This window comes from Amycolatopsis sp. NPDC004772 (assembly GCF_053601215.1).
This window is the reverse complement of record NZ_JBSGBK010000083.1, coordinates 26,216-37,257: the sequence shown is the minus strand read 5'-3', so window position 1 is coordinate 37,257 and position 11,042 is coordinate 26,216. Positions and strand designations below refer to the sequence as shown.

Sequence of the window (11,042 nt, the reverse complement as noted above, 5' to 3'; positions counted from 1 at the left end):
GGTGCGTCAGACGCACCGAACGCCACATTGGGTGCGTCTGACGCAACCAACGCCACATTGGGGCGCTTCAGGCCGGGGCGACCGACGTCCACGGGACGGTCAGCTCGCCGAGGCGGATGCGCGACGGCGGGCCCAGCACCGGCCAGCCCCGCGCGGCCAGCAGCCGGACCGTCTCCAGCCACCGCGACCGCACGCCGAACGACTGGTGGGGAGCCGTCGTCGCCCAGCAGATGTCCAGCTCGGACAGCAGTGCGTGGACGCGCTCGCCGGGCACGTTCCGGTGGATCAGCGCCTTCGGCAGCCGCTCGGCGATCGTCGACGGGCGGTCCAGGCCCGCCAGCCGCATCGAGAGCGTCAGGGAGACCGGGCCGGAGCGGGCCACCAGGACCCACGTCGACCGCCGGCCGATCTCGTCGCAGGTGCCCTCGACGAGGAGGCCCTCGGCGGGCATCGAATCCAGCATCAGGCCCCACGCGCCGGCGACCTCGTCCTCCGCGTACTGCCGGAGGACGTTGAACGCCCGCACGAGCACCGGCCGCGTCCCGGCCAGCTCGAACCCGCCGCGGCGGAAGTCCAGCAACGGCGGCGACGCGGCGGGCAGCGCGGCGGCCACTCGCACCGGATCCAGCTCCAGGCCGAGCACCCGGACGTCCGGGCGGACGCGGCGCAGCCAGCGGGCCAGCTCGACCGTCGTGACCGGGGAAGCGCCGTAGCCGAGGTCGACGACCAGCGGATCGGCCGCCGAGCGCAGCAGCCGGGACGTCGACGGCGCGGCCGCGATCCAGCGGTCGACCCGGCGCAGGCGGTTCGGGTTGGTCGTGCCGCGCGTCGGCGCGCCGACCGGGCTCAGCTTGCTTGCGCGAGCCACTTCGCGGTGAATTCGGCTTCGCGCTCCAGCAGTTTCGTGACCTGCTCGGCGATCACGCTCTCCAGCTTCCCGCCGAACAACGGGATCCGGACGGTCACCTCGCCGCTGGTCCGGTGCACGGTCTTGCCGTCGCCGGCCAGCAGGGCCGTCCGCGCGCTGATCTCGCCGGGGACGCCGGAGACCTCGACCGAAGCGTTGCCCTGGCGGCCGGTGCCGTCGTTGCTGACGCGCCAGGTCTGCGTGCGGGTCACCAGCAGGTCGCCCTTGTGCAGCGTCCGCACCGCCTGGGGCAGCTTGTCCGCGCTGATGCCCTGCCGCAGCTGGTAGCGCAGGTCCGTACCGGACACTTCGTACGCCAGCAGCGCCGCGCCGTGGCCGCCGATCTCCTCCAGGCGGGCCCGCAGCGCGTCCTCGCCGGCGACGGCCGCGTACGTGGACGCGACGTCGGCGGCGAACTCAGCGCGGTGCTCGATCCGGGATCCCATGGACCGAACAGTACCGTCAGGCGGGTGAACCCCCGTACTTCCGAACTCCCGAAGCTCGCCGCGTACACCACGCTGCGCCTCGGCGGCCCGGCGCGCCGCTTCGTCAGCGCCGTGACCAGCGAAGACCTCGTCGCGGCGGTCCGCGCGGCGGATGCGGCGGGCGAGCCGGTGCTGCTGCTCGGCGGCGGCTCCAACCTGGTGGTCGGCGACGCGGGGTTCGACGGCACGCTCGTCGAGGTGGCGAACACCGGCTGGCGCCGTGACGGTGCTCACGTGGACGTCGAAGCCGGCCAGAACTGGGACGCCTTCGTCGCGGCCCTGGTCGAGGCCGGGCTGGGCGGGCTCGAGTGCCTCTCCGGCATCCCCGGCAGCGTCGGGGCGACGCCGATCCAGAACGTCGGCGCGTACGGCTGCGAGGTCGCCGAATCGATCGTCTCGGTCGAACTTTACGACCGGGGAACGCGCGAGGTGCGCACGCTCAAGGCCGACGAGCTCGGCTTCGCCTACCGCACCAGCGTCCTCAAGGGCACGGACACCGGCGTCGTCCTCTCGGTCCGCTTCGAGGTCCGCGAAGACGGCCTGTCCGCGCCCATCCGCTACGCCGAACTGGCGCGCACGCTCGGCGTCGGGATCGGCGCCCGCGTCCCGGCCGCCGAAGCGCGCTCCGCGGTGCTCGAGCTGCGGCGCGGCAAGGGCATGGTGCTCGACCCGGCCGACCACGACACGTGGAGCGCCGGCTCATTCTTCACCAACCCGATCGTGCCGAGCGCCGAGGCCGAAGCGGTCCTGGAGCGGATCACGGAGGTCGTCGGCGCGGACGCGCCGCAGTACCCGGCCGACGGCGGCGTGAAGCTGTCCGCGGCCTGGCTGATCGAGCGCGCCGGGTTCGCCAAGGGGTACCCCGGACCGGGGAACCGGGTTTCGCTCTCGACGAAGCACACCCTGGCGCTGACCAACCGCGGCGACGCGACGACCGAGGACCTGCTCGCCCTGGCCAGGGAGGTCCGCGACGGCGTCCACGAGCGGTTCGGCGTCCGCCTGCACCCCGAACCGCTGCTGATCAACTGCGTGATTTGAGCCGAATCGGGCAACCCGTACGTGTGTAGGACGTCTTTGTCGACAAAGACGTCCGCCACCTGATCGGTTGGTCTTTACCTTCCGGCGGGTAACGTCGGCTGGGCTACCAGCGCTAAAGGCGTGTGCCCGCTGGTCGGCGGGGGATTCCAGGAGGTTTCGGTGATCGAACGGCGTACGGTCTTCAAGGCTGCTCTGGCGGCTGGAGCCGCACTGGTCGCCGCCGCGTGTTCGAGCGAGAACGGCGGCAACGCGCTGCCCACCGGCGCGGCCGGTGCCGACGGCGAGGGCGCGAAGCCCGTGGCGAAGATCACGGCCGAGCCCGCCGCCGACGCCAAGGACGTCCCGGTGCTCAAGCCCGCCGTGCTCAAGGTCGCCGACGGCAAGCTCACCGAGTGCAAGCTGACCGCCGACGGCGGCAAGGCCGTCAAGGGCGACCTCGCGCCGGACGGCCTCACCTGGACCAGCTCCGAGCCGCTCGGCTACGGCAAGACCTACACCTACGCCGCCAAGGCCACCGGCTCCGACGGCAAGCCGGTCGACTTCACCGGCAGCTTCACCACGATCGCCCCGGCCAAGCAGGTCCGCGCCACGCTGAACCCGGCCGACAACCAGACCGTCGGCGTGGCCATGCCGATCAGCGTGAAGTTCGCGTCGCCGGTCAAGGACCGCAAGGCGGTCGAGAAGGCCCTGTCCGTGAAGACGGACAAGGGCGAGGTCGAGGGCGCGTGGGGCTGGCTGTCCGACAGCCAGGTCGATTACCGGCCGAAGGAGTACTGGCCGCAGAACATCACCGTGAACGTCGAGGCGAAGCTGTACGGCGTCGAGCTGGGCGGCGGCGCGTACGGCAAGGCCGACGTCACCACGAAGTTCAAGATCGGCCGCAACCAGGTGGTCAAGGTCAACACCCCGGACCACCAGATGCGCGTCTACCGCGGCGGCTCGCAGGTCAAGAGCTACCCGTGCGCGAACGGGCTGGACGCCGAGGTCGACCGCAACACCCCGAACGGCACCTACATCATCATGAGCAAGGAACCGTCGGCGATCTTCGACAACGCCCGCTACGGCTACACGAACGTCAACAAGAAGTGGGCCTGCCGGTTCTCCAACCACGGCGAGTTCATCCACGAGAACCAGGACAACGCGGCCAACATCGGGAAGAACAACAACTCCCACGGCTGCGTCAACCTGCTCGAAGCCGACGCCAAGGACTACTTCGACTCGGCGATGATCGGCGACCCGGTCGAGATCACCGGCTCGAAGCTGTCCCCGCCGATGAACTCCGACGTCAAGGACTGGAACTTCAGCTGGTCGGCCTGGCAGGGGATGGGTGCGAAGTAACCCGTGCGCACCGAAGTCGTCGGGCACGGCGGGGTCCGGCTCGGCCTGCGGGTCGAGGGCGAGGAGAACAGCCGGCCGATCGTGTTCGTGCACGGCTGGGCGCAGTCGGCCGGGTGCTGGGCCGCGCAGCTCGCCGATCCGGCCCTGACCGAGCGGTTCCGGCTGATCGCCGTGGACCTCCGGGGCCACGGCGCTTCCGACGTCCCGGCCACCGGGTACGACGACCCGGTCGCCTGGGCGGACGACCTCGCCGCGGTGCTCGACTTCGCCGGCCCGGACGCGATCGTCGTCGCCTGGTCCTACGGCGGCCTGGTGCTGCTGGACCACATCCGGGTGCACGGCACCGCACGGCTGCGCGGGCTCGTGCTCGTCGGCGCCATCACCGAGATCGGCCGCGACCGGCCCGGCGGGCGCGTCGGGCCGTTGATGCGCGAGCACATGCGGGCGATGCTTTCCGACGATCCGGACACCGCGGTCCCCGCGCTGACCGCGTTCAACCGGGCGATGGTCACCGGGCCGGTGCCCGGCGCCCAGGCGCAGGCCCTGCTCGGCGCCTCGCTCAGCGTGCCGCCTTCGGTCCGTTCCGGGCTGTTCCGCCGGGACGTCGGCAGCGAAGACGTGCTGGCCGGCATCGACAAACCGGTGCTGGTCGTGCACGGAACGGCCGACCGCGTGATCGAGCCCTCGGCGGCCGAACACGCCCTCGGGAAGATTCCGGGTGCCACCGGGCGTTGGTTCGTTGACGGAGGGCACGCGCCCTTCGCCGAGTCCGCGGCCGAGTTCGACGTGGTGCTCCGGCAGTTCGCCGAGGAATGCTGAAGCAGGAGAAGTGACCAGGTGACCAGCAACATCCGAGGGTTCCGCGCTGCGCCGCGCCGGATCGCGGTGCTGTCCGTACACACCTCGCCACTGGAACAGCCCGGGACCGGTGACGCGGGCGGGCTGAACGTCTACGTCAGCCAAACCGCGACCGAGATGGCCCGCCGCGGCGTCGAGGTCGAGGTGTTCACCCGTGCGACCGCGTCCGGCCAGCCGCCGGTGGCCGAGCTGGCGCCCGGCGTGACCGTGCGGCACGTGCAGGCGGGCCCGTTCGAGCCGCTGGGCCGCGACGAGCTGCCCGCCCAGCTGTGCGCGTTCACCTCCGGCGTGCTGCGCACCGAGGCCTTCCACGAGCCCGGCCACTACGACCTCATCCACTCGCACTACTGGCTCTCCGGCCAGGTCGGCTGGCTCGCCCGCGACCGGTGGTCCGTGCCGCTGGTGCACACCGCGCACACCCTGGCGAAGGTGAAGAACGCCGCGCTCGCCGAGGGCGACAAGCCCGAGCCGCGCACCCGCGTGATCGGCGAGGAGCAGGTGGTCGCCGAGGCCGATCGGCTGGTCGCCAACACCGCGGTCGAAGCGCGCCAGCTCATCGACCTCTACGACGCCGCGCCGGACGCGGTGCACGCCGTGCCGCCGGGCGTCGACCTCGAACGCTTCACGCCGGGCTCGAAGTCCGTCGCCCGCGCGGAGCTGGGGCTGACCGAAGACGACGTCGTGCTCGCCTTCGCCGGCCGGATCCAGCCGCTCAAGGCGCCGGACGTCCTGCTGCACGCCGCGGCCGCGATGCTGCGCCGCCGTCCCGAGCTGGCTGCGCGGCTGGTCGTGCTGATCGTCGGCGGGCCGTCGGGCACCGGGCTGGAGCAGCCGCAGGCCCTGCGCGAGCTGGCCGTTTCCCTCGGCATCGAGCGGCAGGTCCGGTTCCTGCCGCCGCAGCCGGGCGAGTCGCTCGCCCGCGTCTTCCGCGCCGCCGACGTCGTCGCGGTGCCGAGCTACAACGAGTCGTTCGGCTTGGTCGCCCTCGAGGCGCAGGCCTGCGGGACGCCGGTGGTCGCCGCCGAGGTCGGCGGGCTGCCGGTGGCGGTGCCGCACGGCGTCTCCGGGCTGCTGGTGCCCGGGCACGGCGCCGACGAGTGGGCGGACGCGCTGGCCGCCGTCGCCCTGCGCCCGGACCGGCGGGCCGAACTCGGCGCGAACGCCGTCGTGCACGCGCGCCGGTTCTCCTGGCGCCGCACGACGGACGCGCTCCTGGACATCTATGCTCAGGCCACCAGCGCCTTCTCCCGTGCGCTGGACCTGCGCGCGGAGGTGGCGGTGTGAGCCTGGACCAGCTGATCCAGTCTACTTTGGACTCCAACGAGCTGAAGTACGACAAACGCGGTCCCGGCAAGTACTTCGTCACGCTGCCCGGCACGAAGAAGCTGCAGACGAACGCGTGGCTCGTCGACGGCGACCACGCGTTTTCGGTGGAGGCCTTCGTCTGCCGCCGTCCCGATGAGTCCCATGAGGACGTTTACCGGTTCCTGTTGCAGCGCAACGCGAAGCTCTACGGCGTCCACTACACAGTGGACAGTCTCGGGGACATCTACCTGGTCGGCCGGTTCGGCAAGGAGACGATGTCCGCCGACGAGCTGGACAAGGTGCTCGGCCAGGTGCTGGAAGCGGCCGACGGCGACTTCAACACACTGCTCGAGATCGGCTTCGCGACGTCGATCAAGCGCGAGTGGGACTGGCGCGTCTCCCGCGGTGAGTCCCTGGCGAACCTCCAGGCGTTCAAGCACCTCGTCGCCCCCGAGCGGCCGCACGAACCGGGCTTGACCGAGTCGTGACCGGAGGCCGTGCAACGGCCCTGAACCGGACATCCGTCTCCTCGTCAGCCGAAACTGGAGGGAGACGCAGGATGCGGACTCGATGGAGAGCCGGGCTCGCGGCCGTGGCCGTGGCGTTCGTGCTGGCCGGCTGCTCGGCGGCCCAGGACAAGGGGATGTCCACGGCGGACAGTGCCGGATCCGGGCCGGTCCCGGCGGCACCGCAGCAGGGCAGCGGCAAGACCGGGGCGGAAAAGGTGACGCCGCCGCAGCCGGGCGCCACCGAACGCAAGCTTTCGCGCAGCGCCCGGCTGGAACTGACCGCCACCAAGGTGGTCGACGTCGTCGCGCAGGCCCGCGGCATCGCGCTGGGGGCCGGCGGCTACACCGGGCAGGAGAGCACGGGCGAAGAGCTGGCGACGCTCAGCCTCGCGGTGCCCGCGGACAAGCTGGACGGCGTGCTCGACCAGCTCGCGCACCTGGGCAGTGCCATGGTGAAGCGGGAGCTGAACACCCAGGACGTGACCGAACAGGTCGTCGACGTCGAAGCGCGGCTGGCGACGCAGCGGGCTTCGGTGGAGCGGATCCGCGCGTTGCTGGCGAAGGCGACTTCGGTGTCCGAGATCGCTTCGGTCGAGAGTGAGCTGACGAGCCGCGAAGCGACGCTCGAATCGCTCGAACAGCAGCGGAATTCGCTGGCCGGCAGCGTCGCGATGGCGACCGTGGCGATGACCATCCGCAACGTCGCCGCCCCGCCGCCGCCGTCGGAGGACCACAGCGGGTTCCTCGGCGGGCTGGCCGGCGGCTGGCACGCGTTCCTCGTCTTCGGCGGCGGCCTGCTGACCGTGCTGGGCGCGCTCGCGCCGTTCCTGCTCTTCATCGTGCCGCTGGGCTGGCTCGGCTGGTGGCTCTACCACCGCCGCCGGCCACCGGCCGCGGTGCCGGCCGCGGAGCCCGGCGAGGGCTGAGCGGAACAGGCGGGACGGCTCGAGGGAGGGGGAGTCGCGATCTCGAGCCGCCCCGCTGAAGTTCCCGCCGATCAGGACCCGGTGACGAGGGGGGTGCCAACGGGGCCGGGCGGGCCGCGGCCCGGCAGGGGGGAGACGAGCCGCGGTCAATGCCCGAATCCGGCCGGGGAGTGCGTGGAATCCAGCCGCTCGGGACGTAGTCAACCTGTCAGATCCCGCCGGGTAATCACAAGGCTACTGGCTAGCCCGTTCGAGTGAATTTACCGCTGAGCGATAACGGTCCGCAGTCCGCGGCCGGATTTTTGCGCGTTGTTGGCCGACGGACTTGTCGAAGAGTGAGGTGTTACTCCGCGGTAACACACTCTGGGTAGGACGCGCGGTGCGGCGGAGGTCACCACTCGGCCGCGTGGTGCGTTCTGGCAGGCTGTTGCCCATGGCCGAGATTGGGACGTTGGTGCTGCTGCGGCACGGGCAGAGCACGTGGAACGCGGAAAACCTGTTCACCGGCTGGGTGGACGTACCGCTGTCGGAACAGGGCGAGGGCGAAGCCCGCCAGGGCGGTCAGTTGCTGGCCGGCGCCGGGCTGCTCCCGGACGTGGTGCACACCTCGCTGCTGCGCCGCGCGATCTCCACCGCGAACATCGCGCTGGACGCCGCCGACCGGCACTGGATCCCGGTGAAGCGCGACTGGCGCCTCAACGAGCGCCACTACGGCGCGCTGCAGGGCAAGGACAAGAAGCAGACCCTGAGCGAGTTCGGCGAGGAGCAGTTCATGCTCTGGCGCCGCTCGTACGACACCCCGCCGCCGGCGATCGACCCGAAGGACGAGTGGAGCCAGGCGGACGACGCCCGCTACGCGAACCTCGGCGACGCCGCGCCGCTGACCGAGTGCCTGAAGGACGTCGTCGAGCGGCTGCTGCCGTACTGGGAGTCCGCGATCGTGCCCGACCTGCGTGCGGGCAAGACGGTGCTGGTCGCCGCGCACGGCAACTCGCTGCGCGCGCTGGTCAAACACCTCGACGGCATCTCCGACGCCGACATCGCGGGCCTCAACATCCCGACCGGCATCCCGCTGCGCTACGACCTCACCGAGGACCTGCAGCCGGTGAAGCCGGGCGGCGAGTACCTCGACCCGGAAGCCGCCAAGGAAGCCGCCGCCGCGGTGGCGAACCAGGGTCGCTGAGCGTTCAGGCCACGGTGACCGGCCGCACGCCGGTCACCTTCCAGCTCGCCCCTTCGCGGACGACGTCGAGTTCGGCCGGGAAGGGGCGGCTGGTCACCTGGCCGGTCGCGGCGGTGACCTGCAGCGTCGTGAAGAACAACACGATCGCCCGCCCGCCGGTGATGGCGACCACCCCGGCCATCGGTTCGGGACCGAGCGCCACCTTCGTGCCGCTGGCGCGGATGGCCTCGACGTAGGACGTCTTCTTCGCGCGGTAGTCGTCGAGGAAAGGCCCGGCGGTGACCGCTTCCGCCCGCGCGTAGCTGCCTTCCGGATCGGCGCTGTCGGTCGTGAACAGCGCGCCCGCCGCCACCCGGGCCCCCGCCAGCGCCGAATCGCGCAGCCCGCCCGTGCTGCCGTCGTCCGGCTGCGGTGCGGGCGCCGGCTGGGCGGGGTTCACCGCGATGTCGGAGAGCCGCCAGCGCCCGCCGTCCCGGATCGCGGTGAAGGCGACCGCGGCGAGGCCCTTCGAGGTGCCGTTGTCCTGCTGGAGCACGGCCAGGTCGCGGATCCGGTCGCCGGTGAACTCCAGCGCCGCCGCCTGCCGCACCCGGGTGACCAGGTGCACCGGCTGCGGGCTCTTCCTGACCTGCTCGAACAACGCGGTGAGCTGGGTCTTCGCCGGCCCGGTGACGTGCTCGGCGACGGCCTGGTCGAACCCCGCCGGGTTCCCGGAGTCGTAGCTGAACACCGCTTCGGCGGCCGCCTTCACCGCGTCGAGGGCGGTGCCGGTCCGCTGGGCATCGACCAGGGCGAGGTTGGCGCCGACCGGCACGGCCGTGCCGGTGACCGTGCACGCGGACGCCAGCAGGACCGCCAGCGCCGGCAGCGCTCGCCTCACAGCAGTCCGGCTTCGCGGGCCCGGGCCCCGGCCTGGAACCGCGACGACGCCCCGAGGAGCTCCATCAGCTCCGCCACCCGGCGCCGGTAGGTGCGCAGGCTGATGCCGAGGGCCCGGGCCGCCGTCTCGTCCTTGCAGCCCGAGGCCAGCTGCTCCAGGATTTCGCGCGCGCCCAGCTCGGTGAAGCGCGCTTGGTAGGACTCCAGGTCCGTCGCCGCGTGCCAGGCCGCCTCGAACAGCGACTGGATGCCCTGAACCAGGTCCGGGCTGCTGATCACCGTGTAGCCGCGGACCCCGCCGACGCGGTCGCCGGCCACGATGGCGATGCGGCGGTCCAGCAGGATCGTCTCGTTGATCTCGCGTTCGGTGATCCGGATGCCCGCACCGCCCGCGGCCATCCGCCGCAGGTGCTCGGCGAGCGCCGGGTCGAACAGCACGCCCGGCTGGTACACCTTGCGGATCTTCAGCCCGCGCACCGACTGCTCCCGCTCGGGGGCCACCGGGTGCGCCACCGACCACGTGTGCAGGTCGCGGGCCGCGCAGGAAATCTCCGTCGCGAGCTCGAAGAGGTGCGCCGTCCGCTCGAACAGCTCCGCTTCGCCGCGCACCATGACGACGTCAGTCACCTTCTCCACGCATTCCAGTGTGGCAGCAAACTGCCAAACCCGGTGGTCACGCGGGCACCGCCGGAAGGCTGGAGGCATGACCACGAACACCCTCCCCGCCGCCGCGGCGGGCACCTGGAAGCTCGGCTCCTTCGAAGTCAACCGCCTCGGGTTCGGCGCCATGCGCCTGATGTCCACCACGGACGGTGGCATCCGCGCCCGCGAGACGTCCCTCGCCGTGCTGCGCCGGGCCGTCGAGCTCGGCGTGAACCACTTCGACACCGCCGCCTTCTACTTCGCCGGGCCGCGCTCGGCCAACGAACTGCTCAACACCGCCCTCGCGCCCTACGACGACCTCGTCATCACCACCAAGGTCGGCCCCGGCCGCGACTTCACGGGCGAGTTCCACACCGCCCGGCCCGAGCAGCTGCGGGCCCAGGTCGAGGAAAACCTGCGGGAGCTGGGCCGGGACCACCTCGACGTCGTCAACTACCGGATCGGCCAGAGCCTCGACCGCGGCACCGGCTCCCTCGCCGACGGCTTCGGCGCGCTCGCCGAGCTGCGCGAAGCCGGGCTGATCCGCGAGCTGGGCATCTCCAACGTCGGCCCGGAGCACCTCACCGAGGCGCTGAAGATCGCGCCGGTCGTCTGCGTCCAGAACCAATACGGCCTCAGCGCCCGCCGCGAGGACGACGAGCTCGTCCGGCGGTGCGCCGAGCACGGGATCGCCTTCGTGCCGTTCTTCGCCGTCGCGAGCGGCACCGGCGAGGACACGCGGGTCGCCGAAGTCGCGCGCCGCCACGGCGTCACCCCGGCGCAGGTGCGGCTCGCGTGGACGCTCCACCGGGGACCGCACGTGCTGGCCATCCCGGGCACCGGTGACGTCGGGCACCTCGAGCAGAACGTCGCCGCGGCGGCGCTCGAGCTGACGGACGAAGACCTGGCCGCGCTCGGGTGAATTCGCCCGGAATGTCTCGCCGGGGAATCGATCGGGTGAACGCCGCCTGA

Annotated in this window: 12 protein-coding genes; 8 read left to right on the top strand and 4 right to left on the bottom strand. The window is 71.9% G+C overall.

All coding sequences use genetic code 11. The features are described from left to right. Positions 1 to 67: 67 nt before the first annotated feature. Positions 68 to 868, bottom strand: a complete 801-nt coding sequence (locus ACWEF6_RS34575; RefSeq protein ID WP_449686772.1) for a class I SAM-dependent methyltransferase — start codon at positions 866 to 868, stop codon at positions 68 to 70. Next, positions 847 to 1,353: a DUF2505 domain-containing protein gene (locus ACWEF6_RS34570; RefSeq protein ID WP_449686771.1), complete on the bottom strand. Its 507-nt coding sequence runs from the start codon at positions 1,351 to 1,353 to the stop codon at positions 847 to 849. The genes ACWEF6_RS34575 and ACWEF6_RS34570 overlap by 22 nt, the downstream gene beginning before the upstream one ends. Before the next feature lie 24 nt (positions 1,354 to 1,377). On the opposite strand from ACWEF6_RS34570, the gene ACWEF6_RS34565 reads away from it, so the two are divergent. The 7 genes from ACWEF6_RS34565 (at position 1,378) to ACWEF6_RS34535 (ending at position 8,549) form a co-directional block, all read left to right on the top strand. Then, complete coding sequence (locus ACWEF6_RS34565) at positions 1,378 to 2,430, top strand: UDP-N-acetylmuramate dehydrogenase (protein WP_449686770.1); 1,053 nt, start codon at positions 1,378 to 1,380, stop codon at positions 2,428 to 2,430. Positions 2,431 to 2,589: 159 nt separating this feature from the next. Next, positions 2,590 to 3,768: a L,D-transpeptidase gene (locus ACWEF6_RS34560; RefSeq protein ID WP_449686769.1), complete on the top strand. Its 1,179-nt coding sequence runs from the start codon at positions 2,590 to 2,592 to the stop codon at positions 3,766 to 3,768. A gap of 3 nt (positions 3,769 to 3,771) precedes the next feature. Beyond that, the gene (locus ACWEF6_RS34555; protein ID WP_449686768.1) at positions 3,772 to 4,587 is read left to right on the top strand and encodes an alpha/beta fold hydrolase; all 816 of its coding nucleotides are present in this window, start codon (positions 3,772 to 3,774) and stop codon (positions 4,585 to 4,587) included. An 18-nt stretch (positions 4,588 to 4,605) separates the two neighbouring features. After that, positions 4,606 to 5,910 (top strand): D-inositol-3-phosphate glycosyltransferase, encoded by a 1,305-nt coding sequence (gene mshA, locus ACWEF6_RS34550; RefSeq protein ID WP_449686767.1) that lies wholly within the window; start codon positions 4,606 to 4,608, stop codon positions 5,908 to 5,910. Next, a complete protein-coding gene (locus tag ACWEF6_RS34545; protein WP_310967936.1) occupies positions 5,907 to 6,419 on the top strand; it encodes a type III secretion system chaperone family protein in 513 nt (170 codons plus the stop codon). Before mshA ends, ACWEF6_RS34545 begins: the two co-directional genes overlap by 4 nt. 71 nt (positions 6,420 to 6,490) lie before the next feature. Then, positions 6,491 to 7,366 carry a DUF4349 domain-containing protein gene (locus ACWEF6_RS34540; protein WP_449686766.1) on the top strand — a complete coding sequence of 292 codons (876 nt, stop codon included), beginning with the start codon at positions 6,491 to 6,493 and terminating at the stop codon, positions 7,364 to 7,366. A 433-nt stretch (positions 7,367 to 7,799) separates the two neighbouring features. After that, a complete protein-coding gene (locus ACWEF6_RS34535) occupies positions 7,800 to 8,549 on the top strand; it encodes a phosphoglyceromutase (protein ID WP_449686765.1) in 750 nt (249 codons plus the stop codon). Positions 8,550 to 8,553: 4 nt separating this feature from the next. Here ACWEF6_RS34535 and ACWEF6_RS34530 read toward each other — a convergent pair whose 3' ends face one another. Both ACWEF6_RS34530 and ACWEF6_RS34525 read right to left on the bottom strand, forming a co-directional pair. Then, on the bottom strand, positions 8,554 to 9,429 hold the full coding sequence (locus ACWEF6_RS34530) for a hypothetical protein (RefSeq protein WP_449686764.1): 876 nt from the start codon (positions 9,427 to 9,429) through the stop codon (positions 8,554 to 8,556). Next, positions 9,426 to 10,064, bottom strand: coding sequence for a DNA-binding response regulator (locus ACWEF6_RS34525; RefSeq protein ID WP_449686763.1), 639 nt, complete (start codon positions 10,062 to 10,064; stop codon positions 9,426 to 9,428). Before ACWEF6_RS34525 ends, ACWEF6_RS34530 begins: the two co-directional genes overlap by 4 nt. A gap of 67 nt (positions 10,065 to 10,131) precedes the next feature. Between ACWEF6_RS34525 and ACWEF6_RS34520 the strand changes: the two genes are divergently transcribed. After that, positions 10,132 to 10,992, top strand: coding sequence for an aldo/keto reductase (locus ACWEF6_RS34520; RefSeq protein WP_449686762.1), 861 nt, complete (start codon positions 10,132 to 10,134; stop codon positions 10,990 to 10,992). Positions 10,993 to 11,042 lie beyond the last annotated feature (50 nt).